The sequence below is a fragment of the Streptomyces mobaraensis genome, from assembly GCF_020099395.1.
Taxonomy (GTDB): Bacteria; Actinomycetota; Actinomycetes; order Streptomycetales; family Streptomycetaceae; genus Streptomyces.
The window spans coordinates 5,093,540-5,110,063 of sequence record NZ_CP083590.1 but is presented as its reverse complement, the minus strand read 5'-3'; the positions used below and the strand labels follow the sequence as shown (position 1 = coordinate 5,110,063).

Here is a 16,524-nt window from a genome sequence, read left to right as displayed (position 1 = left end):
AGGGGCTGGGGCACCCTCACCCCGCGACCAGCCGCTCCACCTTCTCCGCCGTCCCCGTCCCCGGCACGGGGTTGTGCACCGCGATCGTCAGATCCGGCCGCGAAGGAATCCGCAGCGGACTGCTCTCGAAGCACAACCGCCCCACCCCCGGATGATCGATCTCGTACACCAACTGCCCCTCCGGATGCACATCCCCCGCCTCCCACAACCGCGCGAACTCCCCGCTCAGCGCGCACAGCCCGGCGACCGTCCCGGCCACCTCCGCCGCCGCCTCCGACCCCGGCCGCTCGCTCCGGGAGGCACGGAACTGGGCGACGAGGCGGCGGGCGTTCTCCTCCCGCCGGGCGGCCTCCGCCGGCCCGGCCGTGGCCGTCCGGTAGCCCGGGTCGGTGAAGAAGTCGGCCAGCCAGTTGCGGCGCTCGCCCGGGCGGAAGCCCCAGACGAGCGCCGCCGCCGCGTTGTGGGCCACGGTGTTCCAGCAGGGGTCCAGGATGTGCGCGGGCCAGGGCAGCCACCCGTCGATCAGCCGCCGCAGCCCTGGGCAGAGGTCGTCCGGCCGCTGCCCGGACTCCGGCGGCGGCGGGTTCAGCCCGGCCAGGACGTAGAGGTGGCGCCGTTCGACGGACGACAGCCGCAGCACGCGGGCGACGCCGTCGAGGACCTGCGGCGAGACGGTGATGTCCCGCCCCTGCTCCAGCCACTGGTACCAGGTGGTGCCCACCCCGGCGAGAACGGCGACCTCCTCGCGCCGCAGTCCCGGCGTCCGCCGGACGCCCCCGGCCGGCAGGCCCGCCTCCGCCGGGGTCACCCGGGCCCGCCGGGTCATCAGGAATCGGCGCAGTTCGTCACGGCGGTGCGGCCGTCCGCCGTCCGCGCGCGGTGCGGTGGTCACGGGTCCCCCCTCGTTCTGCCACCCCGGCTGGTAGTCCGACTGCCACCATAAACACGCTCTCCCCGGCGGTATTCCGGACGCCCGAGGGTGGCGGCATGCCGTACGACACCTCCGACGCCCTCAGAACCCCTGCCTCCCCGCCCTCCGTCCCCGCCCTCTCCGCCCGGGCCCGGCGGACGCTCCTGGTGCTGTGCACCGCGCAGTTCGTCGTCACGCTCGACTTCTCGATCCTCAACGTGGCGCTGCCCGTCCTCGGCGACGACCTCGGCATGAGCCGGGCGAACCTCCAGTGGGCCGTCACCGCGTTCGCCCTGCCCTCCGGCGGTCTCCTGCTGCTGTCCGGCCGGATCGCCGACCGGTACGGGCGAAGGCGGCTGTTCCTGCTGGGACTGGCCGTGTTCACCGTGGCGTCGGTGCTCGTCACCCTCGCCTGGGACCCCGCCTCGTTCCTGGCCGGCCGGGCCCTCCAGGGCGTCGGCGCGGCCCTGATCGTCCCCACCGGCATGGCCCTGCTGACCACCACCTTCCCCGAAGGACCGCAGCGCGAACGGGCCTTGGGCATCAGCGGCACCCTGCTCTCGCTCGGCTACACCACCGGCATGGTGCTCGGCGGTGTGCTGACGGACGGCCTCGGGTGGCGGTCGACGATGGGCCTGCTCGCGGCGGCGGGGGCCGCGGTCCTGGTGGTGGCTCCGGGCGCGCTGCCCCGGGACGACGCGGAGTCACGGGCCGGCCGGCGCCGCCCGGTCGACCTGCCCGGCGCGCTGACCGTCACCGGCGGGCTGTTCGCCCTCGTCCACGCCCTGTCGACAGCGGCCGAGCACGGGTTCGGCGGCGCCGACGTGATCGCCTCGCTCGCCGTCGCCGCTGTCCTGCTGGGCGCCTTCGTCGCCGTCGAGTCGCGGGTCGCCGACCCGCTGGTTCCGCTGTCGATGCTGCGCCGGCCGACGGTCGCCTGGGGGAACCTGGGCGGCCTGGCGACGGTCTCGACGATGACCGCCCTGATCTTCCTGCTGACCCTGTACCTCCAGGAGGAGCTGGGCCTCTCGCCCTTCCGCACCGGCCTGCTCTTCGGCGTACAGGGCTTGTTCGCCGCCCTCGCCGGACTGACCGCCTCCCGCGTCATCGGCCGCCTCGGCGCCCACCGGACGCTGGTCACCGGACTGCTGCTGCAGACCGTCTGCACCGCGCCGCTGCTCTGGCTGGGCACCGGCCCGACCGCCGCCTGGTGGGCCCTGGCGGCGGCCTCCGCCGGCGTCGTCGGCAACCTGTGGGCCGTCGTCGCCTACGGCGCCACCGCCACGGCCGGCCTCCCACCCGCCGCGCAGGGCCTGGCGACGGGCCTGGTGACCACGGCCCAGCAGCTGGGCACGACGCTCGGGATCCCGCTGCTCAGCGCGGGGGGCGTCGGCGTGGGGACTGCGGACGGCTTTCGGGGTGGACGCGGTGGCAGTGGGTGCCGCGGCGGTGGTGGTGGCGGTGGGGCTACGGAGGCCTGCCAAAATCAGCCCGTCCGGCGTTTGAGGACGAGCGGCGAAGCCGCGAAAAGGGGGTCTGGGGGCTTGCCCCCAGGAATCGGCGAAGGGGTGGGGCCGCGGCACAGCCCGCCGCAGGCGCGCTCCGCGCGCACCCTCACCCCGGCCCCTCCCCCCGCAACCGCACCTCCTCCTCCAGCCGCTCCAGACTCCGGTCCAGCGCCTCCTCCACCACCCCGTCGTCCGGCCGCTGCGAGCCCTGATGGAAGGAGAGGTGCACGGTGACCTGGCTGGAGCCGCTGCCGTTACCCTCGACCTGGAGCCAGCCGCTGTAGCGGCCGTCCTCGCGGGTCCCCCACTCCAGCCGCATCTGTTCCTTGCGCGCGCGGACGAGGGCGTCGGCGTCCTCGCCTGTCCGGTCCTCGTGGACGGTGACGGCGGGCGGGTCCTCGGGGTGGACGTGCAGGTCGCGGGGGAGCCAGCTGTCGAGCCGGTTGAGGTCGCAGACCTGGTCGAAGACCATCTCGGGCTGCGCGGGCAGGGTGCGGGTGCGTTCGAACTCGCTCATGGTGGGCGGGTAACCGGCCCCGCCCCCATCCATGCGGCGGGGCGGCCCGGATTCCCCCGGACGGCCCGCGCGGCGGCGGGGCGCCGCCGCTACTCCGCCCGCACCGGCTCCACCAGCACCGTCACGATCCGGTTCCGCCGCCCCGCCGGCGCCTCGGCGGTCAGCCGCAGCGCCGTCACCGACGGGTCGGCGCCATGTTCGGGAAGGGGCACGTCGGCCGTCGCACCCGCGATCGGCACCCGTCCCAGCGCCTTGGCGAGCAGCCCGCCGACCGTCTCCACGTCCTCGTCGTCCAGCGCCTCGATCCCGTACAGCTCGCCGAGGTCGCCGATGTCGAGCCGGGCCGTGACCCGGTGGCGGCCGTCGCCCAGCTCCTCCACGGGCGGCAGCTCCCGGTCGTACTCGTCGGTGATCTCGCCGACGATCTCCTCCAGGATGTCCTCGATGGTGACGATGCCGGCCGTGCCGCCGTACTCGTCGACGACGACCGCGCAGTGGTTGCGCTGCTGCTGCATCTCGCGCAGCAGGTCGCCGGCGTTCTTGGTGTCGGGCACGAAGACGGCCGGCCGCATGGCCGTGGAGACCGGCTCGGACTCGGCCTCACGGTTGATGTGCGTCCGCCGCACCAGGTCCTTCAGGTACACCACGCCGACGACGTCGTCCTCGTTCTCGCCCGTCACCGGTATGCGGGAGAAGCCGGAGCGCAGCGCCAGGGTGAGCGCCTGCCGGATGGTCTTGCCGCGTTCTATGACGACGAGGTCGGTGCGCGGCACCATCACCTCGCGGACCAGGGTGTCGCCGAGCTCGAAGACGGAGTGGACCATGCGCCGCTCGTCGTCCTCGATCAGCGACTCCTTCTCGGCCAGGTCGACCATCGCCCGCAGCTCCGCCTCGGAGGCGAACGGGCCCATGCGGAAGCCGCGGCCCGGGGTGAGGGCGTTGCCGATGAGGATCAGCAGCCGGGGCACCGGGCCCATGATCCGGGCCAGCGGCAGCAGGACGTACGCCGCGGCGGTCGCGGTGTTCAGCGGGTGCTGGCGGCCGATGGTGCGCGGCGAGACGCCGACGGCCACGTAGGAGACGAGGACCATCACCGCGACGGCGACGGTCAGCGCCTCCCAGGTGGCGTCGAACTCACGGAGGCAGACGTATGTGGTGAGCACCCCGGCCGCCATCTCGCAGGCGACCCGCACCAGCAGCGCCACGTTGAGGTAGCGGGTGGGGTCGGAGGCGACGGCCATCAGCTTCGCGCTGCCGCGGCGCCCCGCCCGTACCGCCTCCTCGGCCCGGAACCGCGTGGTCCGGGCGAGGCCGGCCTCCGCGCAGGCGGCGAGCCAGGCGACGACGAGCAGGAGGACCGCCGCGGCGATCAGCTGGCCGGTCACGTGATCGTCGGAGCCGGGGAGGGCCCTTCGATCCCGCGCTCGGCGCGCCAGCCGTCGATGATCGCCGCCTGGAGGCCGAACATCTCGGCCTTCTCGTCGGGTTCCTCGTGGTCGTAGCCGAGGAGGTGGAGCACCCCGTGCACGGTGAGGAGCTGGAGCTCCTCGTCCATCGAGTGCCGGGTGGGGGCCGCCTCGCCCTGCTGCTTGGCGACCTCCGGGCAGAGCACGATGTCACCGAGGAGCCCCTGCGGGGGCTCGTCGTCGTCCTTGGCCGGCGGACGGAGCTCGTCCATCGGGAAGGACATGACATCGGTCGGCCCGGGCAGGTCCATCCACTGGATGTGGAGCTGCTCCATGGCCTCGGTGTCGACGACGATGACCGAGAGCTCGGAGAGCGGGTGGATGCGCATCCGGGCGAGGGCGTAGCGGGCGACGTCGAGGATCGCCTTCTCGTCGACCTCGGTGCCGGATTCGTTGTTGACGTCGATCGCCATGGTGCTCAGCTTTTTACTTTCCCTCGCCGCGGCTGTCGTACTTCTCGTACGCGTCCACGATACGGCCGACCAGCTTGTGCCGGACGACGTCATTGCTGGTGAGGCGCGAGAAGTGGACGTCCTCGACACCCTCCAGGATCTGCTGCACCTGCCGCAGGCCGCTCTTGGTGCCGCCGGGCAGGTCGACCTGGGTGACGTCACCCGTGATCACGATCTTGGAGTCGAAGCCGAGCCGGGTGAGGAACATCTTCATCTGCTCGGGGCTGGTGTTCTGTGCCTCGTCGAGGATGATGAACGCGTCATTCAGGGTGCGACCACGCATATATGCGAGCGGCGCGACCTCGATCGTGCCCGCCGCCATCAGCCGGGGGATGGAGTCGGGGTCGATCATGTCGTGCAGCGCGTCGTAGAGCGGGCGCAGGTACGGGTCGATCTTCTCGTAGAGGGTGCCGGGGAGGAAGCCCAGGCGTTCGCCGGCCTCGACGGCGGGGCGGGTGAGGATGATGCGGTTGACCTGCTTGGACTGGAGGGCCTGCACGGCCTTGGCCATGGCCAGGTAGGTCTTGCCGGTGCCCGCGGGGCCGATGCCGAAGACGACGGTGTGCTTGTCGATCGCGTCCACGTACCGCTTCTGGTTGAGCGTCTTGGGACGGATGGTGCGGCCGCGGTTGGAGAGGATGTTCTGGGTGAGCACCTCGGCGGGCGTCTCGGGCTGGGACTCGGCGTCCCGCAGCATGGCGATCGAGCGTTCCACCGCGTCCTCCGTCATCGGCGCACCGGTCCGGAGCACCAGCATCATCTCGTCGAACAAGCGCTGGACGAGGGCCACTTCCCGCTGGTCCCCCGTCGCGCTGACCTCATTGCCCCGTACGTGGATGTCCGTCGACGGGAACGCGTTCTCGATCACGCGCAGGAGGCTGTCGCCGGAGCCCAGAACGGTCACCATGGGGTGCTTGGCGGGGACCGTGAAGCGGGCTTGTGCCTGCGCTCGTGTGGGTGTCTGAGTCATGGGCCGGCACTGTGGCCTGCTCATCCCTCTTTCCGTGTGCGTGCGTCCGGCGGCGGGCGCTCTCGCGTCCGTCCGCCCCGTACGGTCCAGGGTACGCCGGTGGCCGGACGGGCCCGAGGGGTTTTCGGCACCCCTCCCCGGCCCGGCCTCACGCCCCCCGGAAGCCCAGGGTGGGCTGCGCGCGGCGGAGCGGCCAGGGGCGGGCGGCGCCCGGCAGCAGGCCGTCGAGGAAGGCGTAGCGGCGCAGGGTGTCGCGGGACTGGTCGTCGTAGGCGCGGACGTGCTGCCACCAGGCGGCGACCTCCCGCCAGCCGGGAGCGGAGAGCGAACCGCCGAACTCCTGGACGGAGAGGGCGGAGGTCAGGCAGGCGAAGGCGAGGCGGTCGGCGAGCGGCCAGTCGGCGAGGGTGCCGGCGACGAAGCCGGCGACGAACACGTCCCCGGCGCCGGTGGGGTCGAGGGCCTCGACGACGATCGCGGGGACCTCGGCGGTCTCGCCGGTGCGCCCGTCGGCGGCGTAGGCGCCCTTCTCGCCCATGGTGACGACGGCCAGCGGGACCCGGTCGGCGAGGGCGCGGGCGGCGGCCCGGGGGCAGTCGGTGCGGGTGTAGCGCATGGCCTCCTCGGCGTTGGGGAGGAACGCCTCGCAGTGCTCCAGGTCGGCGAGGTCGGACGGGTCCCAGCGGCCGGTGTCGTCCCAGCCGACGTCGGCGAAGACGCGGCTGCCGGAGCGGGCGGCGTTGGCGAGCCACTCCTCCCGGCGGCCGGGGACGAGCAGGGCGACGGCGGCCTTGGCCGGGACCGGGCGGACGGGGGCGGGCGGCTCGGGCGGCGGGGCCTCGTGGCCGTGCGAGACCATGGTCCGCTCGCCCTCGTAGGCCATGGAGACGGTCACCGGGGAGTGCCAGCCGGGGACCGTCCGGGAGGGGCCGAGGTCGATGCCCTCGCCGCGCGAGAGCGCCTCCCAGCAGTACTCGCCGTACATGTCGTCGCCGAAGGCGGCGGCGAGGGTGGTGCGCAGGCCCAGCCGGGCCAGGGCGGTGGCCATGTTGGCGATGCCGCCGGGGCTGGAGCCCATGCCGCGCGCCCAGGACTCGGTGCCGCGCACGGGGGCGGAGTCGAGTCCGGTGAAGATGATGTCGAGGAACACGGTGCCGGTCAGGTAGACGTCGAACTCCGGTCCGCCCTCCGCCCGTACGCCCGCGAGGGGGTCGAGCACCGGGGCGTGGCCGCCGAGGGACGCCAGGGACCCGCCCGGGGCCTGCGTCCGGTCCGGCCGGCGCCGGGCACCGCCCTCGGCAGGGTCCGCAGAGGCACGGTCCGCAGAGATCGTCATGCTTTCGCTGCTCCTCTCAGGGGGTGCGGTCCGGACAGTGTGCCCGATGCTGCGGTACGTTCCGGCCATGAGGCTGACGATTCTCGGCGGTGGCGGCTTCCGGGTGCCGTTGGTGCACCGGGCCCTTCTTGACGACGCGCGGCGCGACGCGCCCGGCCGCGTCACCGAACTGGTGCTCTTCGACACGGACTCGATGCGGGCCAGGGTGATCAGATCCGTCCTGTCCGCCCAGGCGGAGGGGGTGCCGGGCGCCCCTTCCGTCCGGGTGGCCGACGACCTCGACGACGCCCTGCGCGGCACGGACTTCGTCTTCTCCGCGATCCGCGTGGGCGGGACGGCGGGACGGGTGCGGGACGAGCGGATCGCCCTGGACGAAGGGGTGTTGGGGCAGGAGACGGTCGGCGCGGGCGGTGTGCTGTACGGGCTGCGCACGGTCCCGGTGGCCCTGGACATCGCGCAGCGGGTGGCCGAACTGGCCCCGGACGCGTGGGTCATCAACTTCACCAACCCGGCGGGCATGGTGACGGAGGCGATGTCCGCCGTCCTGGGTGACCGCGTCATCGGCATCTGCGACTCACCCGTGGGGCTGGTACGCCGCGCGGCGCGGGCGGCGGGCGCCGATCCGGACCGGGTGGAGTACGACTACGTGGGGCTCAACCACCTCGGCTGGCTGCGCCGGTTGACGCTGGACGGCCGTGGCCTGCTGCCGGGCCTGCTGGGCGACGAGGAGGCGCTGGCCTCGTTCGAGGAGGGGAAGCTGTTCGGTGCCGAGTGGCTCCGGGCGCTGGAGGCGCTGCCCAACGAGTACCTCCAGTACTACTACTTCCGCCGGGAGACGCTGCGGGCGACGAGCGACGCGGAGCACACGCGCGGCGAGTATCTCGACCGCCAGCAGGGCGACTTCTTCTCCCGGGCGGCGGGCGCGCCGGAGCGGGCGTACGAGCTGTGGGAGCGCGCCCGGCTGGAGCGCGAGGAGACGTACGGCGCGGCGAGCCGGGCGGCGAGCGGGGGCTGGCAGCGGGACTCCTGCGATCTGGACGGCGGCGGTTACGAGCGGGTGGCGCTGGCGCTGATGCGGGCCGTGGCCCGGGACGAGCGGGCGCGGCTGATCCTCAACGTCCGCAATATGGGCACCGTTCCGGAGATCGACCGCGAGGCGATCATCGAGACGGTGTGCGAGGTGGGCGCCAAGGGCGCGCGGCCGCTGCCGTGCGACCCGCTGCGGGCGGACCAGCTCGGGCTGATGCTCCAGCTCAAGGCGGTGGAGCGGGCGGTGATCGAGGCGGCGGTGAGCCGGGACCGGGACGCCGCGCTCCGGGCGCTGGCGCTGCATCCGCTGGTGGACTCGCCGGCGGTGGCGGCGCGGATCCTGGAGCGGGCGGGGGCACCCGCACGGGCGTGAGGGGGCGCGGACCGGCGCGTGCGGGGTCCGGTGAGCCTCTTCCGGTGATCTTTCGGCGAGCTTTGGGCGAAGGGTGATCCATCCGACATTGACCGGGTGTGGAGTGGGGCCCTAGCTTCGCGCTGCACCCGCTCACATGTTCATCAGGAGTTCACACGTGTCGCCCTCGCTGAAGTCTTCCCCCCGGCGCGTCCGCATGGCCGTCGCCGGTGCCGCCGCCGTCGCCGTCGGCGCCGGTCTGTTCGCTTCCGGCGCGGCGACCGCGGACCGCTCGGTGCCCCGCTCGGACAAGGAGATCCCGAACCTCACCCTCGTCCAGGAGAAGATCAAGGCGTACTACGGCGACACCGTCGACAAGAAGGGCGAGCACTACGCCTCGCCCAAGAGCGCCTACGCCAAGCAGGTCGCCGAGATCGAGAAGAAGGCCAAGGCCCACCTCGAGGGCGTCGTGCGGAACGCGCCGAAGAAGGGCGCCAAGCCGGCCATCGTCCTGGACGTGGACGACACCACGCTGCTGACCTACAACTACGAGCTGAAGCAGGGCTTCCACTTCACGCCCGAGTCGCAGGACGCGTACCTGAAGTCGACCGACATGACCGCCGTCTTCGGCATGCCGAAGCTGGTCAACTGGGCGCAGTCGAAGGGCATCACGGTCTTCTTCGTGACCGGCCGCGGCGAGCACCAGCGCGCGTGGAGCGTGCGCAACCTGAAGAACGCCGGGTACAAGCCGGCCGCCGACCGGGCGCACTTCTTCCTGAAGGACAAGAAGAACCCGCCGTCCTACCTGAAGTGCGGCGCGAACTGCACCACGGTCGAGTACAAGTCCGGCACCCGCAAGCACATCGAGGCCCAGGGCTACCGGATCGTCGCCAACTTCGGCGACCAGTACAGCGACCTGCAGGGCGGCGCCTCGGGCCGCGCGTTCAAGCTCCCGAACCCGATGTACTACCTGCCGTAAGGCACCTCGTTCACCGTTCCCGCTTGGGAACGGGAACGCGCGTGAGGTCCCGGGCGACGGTGAGCTCCCCGTCGAAGCCCGCCGCCCGGGCCTGCCGTTCGAAGACCTCCGGGTCCGCGTACCGCTGCGAGAAGTGCGTCAGCACCAGGTGCCGTACCCCGCTCTCGGCCGCCACCCGGGCCGCCTGACCGGCCGTCAGGTGCCCGTGGTCGGCCGCCAGGGCCGCGTCCTCGTCCGTGAACGTGGACTCGATGACGAGCATGTCGCAGCCCTCCGCCAGGGCGTACACCCCGTCGCACAGCCGGGTGTCCATCACGAACGCGAACCGCTGGCCGCGCCGCGGCTCGCTGACGTCCGCCAGCGTCACCCCGCCGAGGACGCCGTCCTTCTGCAGCCGGCCCACGTCCGGGCCGGTGATGCCGTGCTCGGCCAGCAGCGCGGGCAGCATCCGCCGCCCGTCCGGCTCCACGACCCGGTATCCGTAGGACTCGACGGGGTGGGAGAGCCGGCGCGCCTCCAGCGCGTACGACGGCGTCTCGGCCAGCACCCGGCCCTTGCCCGACACCGGCTCCTGGGCCAGCTCCACGGTCTCCCGGTAGGCGGTCGCGTAGCGCAGCCGCTCGAAGAAGCGGCGGCCGCTCGCCGGGTAGTGGGCGGTGACCGGGTGGGGCACCTGGTCCAGGTTGATCCGCTGGATCACACCGGCGAGGCCGAGCGAGTGGTCACCGTGGAAGTGCGTGACGCAGATCCGGTTGAGGTCGTGGGCGGCCACCCCGGCGCGCACCATCTGGCGCTGCGTGCCCTCCCCCGGGTCGAAGAGCAGGCCCTCGCCGTCCCAGAGCAGGACGTAGCCGTTGTGGTTGCGGTGCCGGGTGGGCACCTGGCTGGCGGTGCCGAGGACGACGAGTTCACGTACGGACATGGTGGAGGCTCCTGTTGTGCTGTGGCTCTAGCCGGGCGGCCAGTTGAGCCCACGGCCCCCGAGCACGTGCGCGTGCGCGTGGAACACGGTCTGCCCGGCGCCGGTCCCGGTGTTGAAGACGATCCGGTACCCCGAGCCGTCCACGCCCTCCCCGGCGGCCACCTCGCCCGCCTCCCGCAGTATGTCCGCGGCGATCAGCGGCTCGGCGGCGGCGAGCGACGCGGCGTCCGGGTAGTGCGCCTTGGGGATCACCAGGACGTGCGTGGGCGCCTGGGGGTTGATGTCCCGGAACGCCACGGTCGTCTCGGTCTCCCGGACGACCGTCGCGGGCACCTCCTTAGCGATGATCTTGCAGAACAGGCAGTCGGCCTGCGGTTCTCCCGCCATCGTGCACTCCCTCCGGGGCGTCGGCTGATCGTGATCGGATCGTACCGGGCGGGACCGGCGACCACCGGAGCCGCCCACCGTCAGCCCACGAGGGCGGCGGCCGCCTCCCGCGCCTCCGCGAGCCATGCCTCGCGCTCCGCCGCCGTGGAGTCGGAGACCGTCCGGAAGACCCTCCGCCGTACGTCGGTGACACCGACGTAGGGCAGTACGCAAGCGGCCCAGACCCGCTGAGCGGATCGCCGAACTCCTCCCGCTCCCGGGCCTCCGGGGTGTCGGACGTATTGAGCACCAGCGCCCGGCCGGCCCGGAGCAGCCCCTCGGGCTCGCCGTCCGCGTGCTCCAGCTTGTAGGCGACGCCGGGCGCGAGCACCCGCTGCACCCAGCCTGCCAGCACCGCCGGCGGCATCCCCCACCAGTTGGGGTGGACGAACACCAGCGCGTCCGCCCTGGCGAGCTCCTCCCGGTACCGGGCCACGAGCACGTCGTCCGCCGCCCCGGCCCCCGCCACCGTGCCCGTCTCGTCGGCCCGCAGAACCGGATCGAATCCCTCCGCACAGAGGTCGTGCGCGAGGACCTCGCACCCGCGAGCACGCAGCTCGTCCGTCACAGCGCCGAAGAGGACGTGATTGAAGCTGCCGGGACGGGGATGGGCGAGGAGAGCGACGACGCGCACGGAGAATCCCTTCAGAGGTGCGGCACTCTCACACCGCATGGTCATGGGCGAAAGAGCCGTGACGAAGCCCGTCAACCGGTCGGCCAGGCGAGGTGGACCGGCAGGTCCTCGGCACGTGCGGCCCGGAGTCGGCACCACGTGGCCGCACGGGAGCAACTCGGAGGCGGGCCGTACGAAGTACTCAGGCGAGCGGCTGTACGGCGCTCTCCCGGCTCATGGAGATCATCTTGGCAGAGCGCCTCGATGGATCACAGGGGCCGTCGGATCACAGCGCGATGGGCCGGTAGGCCAGCGCCGCGTCGACGACCTGTTCGGCGGAGAGCTCGGGCCGTTGGTGGTACATCAGGTCGATGACGGCGGGATGGAGCACGCTGCGCTCGAACTCTGCGACCAAGGCGTCGTGTTCCGCTTCGGAGGCTCCCTCGCCGTCCATGATCCGGCGTACCAGCCGGACGAGTCCGTCCCGTTCCATGGCGGTCATCTCCTACCTCCTCGGCCCGTCGCCGTCCCGGCCTCGATCGGGGACGGACGTGAAGCCCACGACCGGCCCGTACGCCGGCCACCGCCCCGCGGTGGTGTGGTACGCGAGGAAGTCGACGTGATCGGGGGTCCCGACCCGTCGGTGATCCAGCGCCGATCCCGGAATGGCCGTCCGGCGCGTACCGACCGGCCGTCGCCCCGGCCCGCCCGTCGGGCCTCAGCTCCACCGCCCCGTCCGCCCCAGCAGCAGCGCCGTCGCCGCCGTGCCCGCCGTGGAGGTGCGGAGGACGCTGGGGCCGAGGCGGTAGGGGTGGGCGCCGGCGGCTTCGAAGGCCGCCAGTTCCTCGGGGGAGACGCCGCCCTCGGGGCCGACGACGAGGACGATGTCGCCGGTCTCCGGGAGGCCGGCGGTGGCGAGGGGGGTGCTGCCCTCCTCGTGGAGGACGGCGGCGAAGGCGGCGTCGGCGAGGAGGGCGGCGACCTGGCGGGTCGTCATCAGGTCGGCGACGTCCGGGAAGCGGAGGCGGCGGGACTGCTTGCCGGCCTCTCTCGCCGTCGCGCGCCACTTGCCGAGGGACTTCAGGCCGCGGTCGCCCTTCCACTGGGTGACGCAGCGGGAGGCGGCCCAGGGGACGACCGCGTCGACGCCGGTCTCCGTCATGGTCTCGACGGCGAGTTCGCCGCGGTCGCCCTTGGGGAGGGCCTGGACGACGGTGATCCGCGGCTGGGGCAGCGGCTCGGAGCGGACGGAGGTGACGGCGACATCGAGGTGGTCCTTGCCGCTGACGGCGGCCACCGTGCCGTGCGCGCCCGTGCCCCGGCCGTCCGTCAGCACGATGTCCTCGCCGACGCGCAGCCGGCGGACGGAGACGGCGTGCCGGCCCTCGGGGCCGTCGAGGGGGAAGACGGTGCCGGGGAAGACGCCCGTGAGGGAGTCCTCCTCGACCAGGAAGACCGGCGCTGTCATGAGTCGCTCCCTCGCGATGGTGCTGTCAAGGACGCGCGGGCCGCGTCGAGTTCGGTGGCCAGGACCTCGACGAGGCGGGCCGCCGGGAGGTCGCGGGCCAGGCGGTGGCCCTGGCCCGCCCACAGGTTGACGGCCTGCGGGTCGCCCGCCGCGGCGGCGGCCTTGCGCAGGCCGGCCGTCAGGTAGTGGACCTGGGGGTAGGCGGCGGGGGCGTAGGGGCCGTGCTCCCGGATGAATCGGTTCACCAGGCCGCGGGCCGGGCGCCCGGAGAAGGCGCGGGTCAGTTCGGTGCCGGTGAACAGCGGGTCGGTCAGCGCCCGTTTGTGCAGCTCGCTCGCGCCGGACTCGGGGCAGGCGAGGAACGCCGTGCCGAGCTGCGCGGCACAGGCGCCCGCGGCGAGCACGGCCGCTATCTGGGCGCCGCGCATCAGCCCGCCGGCGGCGAACAGCGGCAGCGGGACCGCCTCGCGGACCTCGGTGAGCAGGGCGAGCAGCCCGGCACCGGCCCCGGCGCCGTCCAGCCGGGGATCGTCGTGGTGGGTGCCCTGGTGTCCGCCGGCCTCGACGCCCTGGACGCAGAGCGCGGCGGCGCCCGCCTCCCACGCGGCCCGCGCCTCGGCGACGGAGGTGACGGTCACCGCCGTCACCGTGCCGGCCGCGGCGAGCGCCGCGAGGTCCTCGGCGGACGGGCAGCCGAAGGTGAACGAGACGACCGGAACCGGATCATCCAGGAGGATGGCGAGCTTGGCCTCGTAACCGTCGTCGGTGGCCTGGTCCCAGTCGCCCAGGGGCGCGTCGTACCAGGTGGCCTCGCCCGCGAGTTGCTCGGCGTAGACCTCGACGGCCGCGGGGTCCGCGGCGGGCGGCTGCGGCATGAACAGGTTGACGCCGAAGGGCCGGGACGTACGGGCGCGGAGCTGCTTGATCTCCTCGTACATCGCGGCCGGCGTCTTGTAGCCGGCGGCGAGGAAACCGAGGCCGCCGGCCTCGGAGACGGCCGCGGCGAGCGGCGGGCAGGAGCCGCCGCCCGCCATCGGGGCCTGCACGATCGGGTGCCGGAACAGGCCGGTCAGCGCGGTGTCCCCAACGGGTTCCCCTACGGATTCCCCAACGGATTCAAAGGCCATGACCACATCGTGTCACGCCCCTGGGACCGCGCCGAACGGAACCCGGGCCGCGCCGGAAACGAGCCCGGGCCGTATCCCGACGAACCGGGTCGGCGCCGGCCCGGCCCCGGGCACTTCTCCGGATCCGGCCCGTCCGCTAGCGCCCGTTGAACGCGTCCTTGAGCCGCGAGAACAGCCCCTGCTGCCCCGGCTTGAACTCGCCCGTCGGCCGCTCCTCGCCACGGATCTTGGCGAGCTGCCGGAGCAGCTCCTCCTGCTGCGCGTCGAGCTTGCCGGGCGTCGTCACCTCGACGTGCACGATGAGGTCGCCGCGCCCGCCGCCGCGCAGGTGCGTGACGCCGCGCTGGTGCAGCGGGATCGCCTGGCCGGACTGGGTGCCGGGCCGGATGTCGATCTCCTCCAGGCCGTCCAGCGTCTCCAGCGGCACCTTGGTGCCCAGCGCCGCCGCGGTCATCGGGATGGTGACCGTGCAGTGCAGGTCGTCACCGCGCCGCTGGAAGACCGGGTGCGGCTTCTCGTGGATCTCGACGTAGAGGTCGCCGGCCGGGCCGCCGCCGGGGCCGACCTCGCCCTCGCCCGCGAGCTGGATGCGGGTGCCGTTGTCGACACCGGCGGGGATCTTGACCGTCAGCGTGCGGCGGGACCGGACGCGGCCGTCGCCGGCGCACTCCGGGCACGGCGTCGGCACGACCGTGCCGAAGCCCTGGCACTGCGGGCACGGACGGGAGGTCATGACCTGGCCCAGGAACGAGCGGGTGACCTGCGAGACCTCACCGCGGCCGCGGCACATGTCACAAGTCTGCGCGGACGTGCCGGGGGCAGCGCCCTCGCCGCTGCACGTGGTGCAGACGACGGCCGTGTCGACCTGGATCTCCTTGGTCGTGCCGAACGTCGCCTCGTCCAGGTCGACTTCCAGCCGGATCATCGCGTCCTGGCCCCGGCGGGTGCGCGAGCGCGGGCCGCGCTGCGACGCCTGGCCGAAGAAGGCGTCCATGATGTCGGAGAAGTTGCCGAACCCGGCACCGAAGCCGCCGGCGCCACCGCCGCCGCCCGAGGACGAGAGCGGGTCGCCGCCGAGGTCGTAGACCTGCTTCTTCTGCGGGTCCGAGAGCACCTCGTAAGCGGCGTTGATCTCCTTGAACCGCTCCTGCGTCTTCGGGTCCGGGTTGACGTCCGGGTGCAGCTCGCGGGCGAGGCGGCGGAAGGCCTTCTTGATCTCGTCCTGCGAGGCATCGCGCCGTACGCCCAGGACCGCGTAGTAGTCCGTGGCCACTTACGACTCCGCCAGGATCTGTCCGACGTAACGTGCCACTGCGCGTACCGCTCCCATCGTTCCGGGGTAATCCATGCGGGTCGGTCCGACCACGCCGAGTTTGGCGACGGCTTCGTCGCCCGAACCGTAGCCGACGGCGACGACGGATGTGGAGTTCAGGCCCTCGTGGGCGTTCTCATGACCGATGCGCACGGTCATGCCCGAGTCCGTGGCCTCGCCGAGCAGCTTGAGGAGGACGACCTGCTCCTCCAACGCCTCCAGCACGGGCCGGATCGTCAGCGGGAAGTCATGCCCGAAACGGGTGAGATTGGCGGTGCCGCCGATCATCAGCCGCTCCTCGGTCTCCTCGACCAGGGTCTCCAGGAGAACGGCCAGGACCGTCGAAACGGTTCCGCGATCGTCCTGCTCGAAGGAGTCGGGGAGATCCTGCACCAGCTGCGGCACATCCGTGAACCGCCGGCCCACGACGCGGCTGTTGAGCCGCGCCCGCAGATCCGCCAGCGCCACCTCGCCGACCGGCGCCGGGCAGTCGACCATCCGCTGCTCGACCCGCCCGGTGTCCGTGATCAGCACCAGCATCACCCGCGCGGGGGCGAGCGGCAGCAGCTCCACGTGCCGGACGGTCGACCGGGTCAGCGACGGGTACTGCACGACCGCCACCTGCCGGGTGAGCTGCGCCAGCAGCCGCACCGTGCGGGCCACCACGTCGTCCAGGTCGACCGCGCCGTCCAGGAAGTTCTGGATCGCGCGCCGCTCTGCGGAGGACAGCGGCTTGACGCCCGCCAGCCGGTCGACGAAGAGGCGGTAGCCCTTGTCGGTCGGGATCCGGCCGGCGCTGGTGTGGGGCTGGGCGATGAACCCCTCCTCCTCCAGCACCGCCATGTCGTTGCGCACCGTCGCCGGGGACACGCCGAGGTGGTGACGCTCGGTGAGGGCCTTGGAGCCGACGGGCTCCTCGGTGCCCACGTAGTCCTGGACGATGGCACGCAGGACCTTGAGCCTGCGTTCGCTCAGCATCCGCGCACACCTCCAGTCCAGCGGTCCAGCCGTCTCGCGGGGTCTTCCCCGGGTCTTACCCGGGTCTCGTGCCTGGCACTCAAAGGTCACGAGTGCCAAACCCCACACGTCAGTGTACGGCGGTCCACCACGGCCACGGCAAGGCAGTCGCGCTCCGTA

At 72.9% G+C, this 16,524-nt stretch carries 16 protein-coding genes and 1 pseudogene; 3 read left to right on the top strand and 14 right to left on the bottom strand.

Going from position 1 to position 16,524, the window contains the following annotated elements:
* Positions 1–16: 16 nt before the first annotated feature.
* Complete coding sequence (locus K7I03_RS22295; protein ID WP_224347159.1) at positions 17–892, bottom strand: helix-turn-helix transcriptional regulator; 876 nt, start codon at positions 890–892, stop codon at positions 17–19.
* 95 nt (positions 893–987) lie between these two features.
* Between K7I03_RS22295 and K7I03_RS22290 the strand changes: the two are divergent.
* Positions 988–2,416, top strand: a pseudogene (locus K7I03_RS22290) (MFS transporter).
* Positions 2,417–2,524: 108 nt separating this feature from the next.
* Here the strand turns inward: K7I03_RS22290 and K7I03_RS22285 are convergent.
* The 5 genes from K7I03_RS22285 to K7I03_RS22265 form a co-directional block, all read right to left on the bottom strand.
* Entirely contained in the window at positions 2,525–2,935 is a 411-nt protein-coding gene (locus K7I03_RS22285; RefSeq protein ID WP_185945348.1) for an SRPBCC family protein, read from the bottom strand.
* Between the two features lie 89 nt (positions 2,936–3,024).
* Positions 3,025–4,320, bottom strand: a complete 1,296-nt coding sequence (locus tag K7I03_RS22280; RefSeq protein ID WP_185945349.1) for a hemolysin family protein — start codon at positions 4,318–4,320, stop codon at positions 3,025–3,027.
* Positions 4,317–4,814: an rRNA maturation RNase YbeY gene (ybeY, locus tag K7I03_RS22275; protein ID WP_004944344.1), complete on the bottom strand. Its 498-nt coding sequence runs from the start codon at positions 4,812–4,814 to the stop codon at positions 4,317–4,319. The genes K7I03_RS22280 and ybeY overlap by 4 nt, the downstream gene beginning before the upstream one ends.
* Positions 4,815–4,827: 13 nt before the next feature.
* Positions 4,828–5,823, bottom strand: coding sequence for a PhoH family protein (locus K7I03_RS22270; RefSeq protein WP_185945350.1), 996 nt, complete (start codon positions 5,821–5,823; stop codon positions 4,828–4,830).
* 148 nt (positions 5,824–5,971) lie between these two features.
* On the bottom strand, positions 5,972–7,153 hold the full coding sequence (locus K7I03_RS22265) for a PfkB family carbohydrate kinase (RefSeq protein WP_398858558.1): 1,182 nt from the start codon (positions 7,151–7,153) through the stop codon (positions 5,972–5,974).
* Between the two features lie 73 nt (positions 7,154–7,226).
* Here K7I03_RS22265 and K7I03_RS22260 point away from each other — a divergent pair, with 73 nt between their 5' ends.
* Together K7I03_RS22260 and K7I03_RS22255 are read left to right on the top strand one after the other, a co-directional pair.
* Positions 7,227–8,561, top strand: a complete 1,335-nt coding sequence (locus tag K7I03_RS22260; protein ID WP_185945351.1) for a family 4 glycosyl hydrolase — start codon at positions 7,227–7,229, stop codon at positions 8,559–8,561.
* A gap of 136 nt (positions 8,562–8,697) precedes the next feature.
* A complete protein-coding gene (locus K7I03_RS22255; protein WP_185945352.1) occupies positions 8,698–9,519 on the top strand; it encodes an HAD family acid phosphatase in 822 nt (273 codons plus the stop codon).
* A 10-nt stretch (positions 9,520–9,529) separates the two neighbouring features.
* Here the strand turns inward: K7I03_RS22255 and K7I03_RS22250 are convergent, their stop codons facing one another.
* From K7I03_RS22250 to hrcA, 8 genes are all read right to left on the bottom strand, one after another.
* Positions 9,530–10,441, bottom strand: a complete 912-nt coding sequence (locus tag K7I03_RS22250) for a ribonuclease Z (protein WP_185945353.1) — start codon at positions 10,439–10,441, stop codon at positions 9,530–9,532.
* 27 nt (positions 10,442–10,468) lie between these two features.
* Positions 10,469–10,828, bottom strand: a complete 360-nt coding sequence (locus K7I03_RS22245) for a histidine triad nucleotide-binding protein (protein WP_185945354.1) — start codon at positions 10,826–10,828, stop codon at positions 10,469–10,471.
* Entirely contained in the window at positions 10,779–11,540 is a 762-nt protein-coding gene (locus K7I03_RS22240) for an NAD(P)H-dependent oxidoreductase (RefSeq protein ID WP_224347513.1), read from the bottom strand. The genes K7I03_RS22245 and K7I03_RS22240 overlap by 50 nt, the downstream gene beginning before the upstream one ends.
* Before the next feature lie 226 nt (positions 11,541–11,766).
* A complete protein-coding gene (locus K7I03_RS22235; protein ID WP_224347157.1) occupies positions 11,767–11,982 on the bottom strand; it encodes a bacteriocin immunity protein in 216 nt (71 codons plus the stop codon).
* A gap of 216 nt (positions 11,983–12,198) precedes the next feature.
* Entirely contained in the window at positions 12,199–12,948 is a 750-nt protein-coding gene (locus tag K7I03_RS22230; RefSeq protein WP_185945355.1) for a 16S rRNA (uracil(1498)-N(3))-methyltransferase, read from the bottom strand.
* Positions 12,945–13,982 (bottom strand): nitronate monooxygenase, encoded by a 1,038-nt coding sequence (locus K7I03_RS22225; RefSeq protein WP_398858556.1) that lies wholly within the window; start codon positions 13,980–13,982, stop codon positions 12,945–12,947. Before K7I03_RS22225 ends, K7I03_RS22230 begins: the two co-directional genes overlap by 4 nt.
* A 229-nt stretch (positions 13,983–14,211) precedes the next feature.
* Entirely contained in the window at positions 14,212–15,348 is a 1,137-nt protein-coding gene (gene dnaJ / locus K7I03_RS22220; RefSeq protein WP_185945357.1) for a molecular chaperone DnaJ, read from the bottom strand.
* Positions 15,349–16,365 carry a heat-inducible transcriptional repressor HrcA gene (gene hrcA, locus K7I03_RS22215; protein WP_185945358.1) on the bottom strand — a complete coding sequence of 339 codons (1,017 nt, stop codon included), beginning with the start codon at positions 16,363–16,365 and terminating at the stop codon, positions 15,349–15,351.
* Positions 16,366–16,524: the final 159 nt, after the last annotated feature.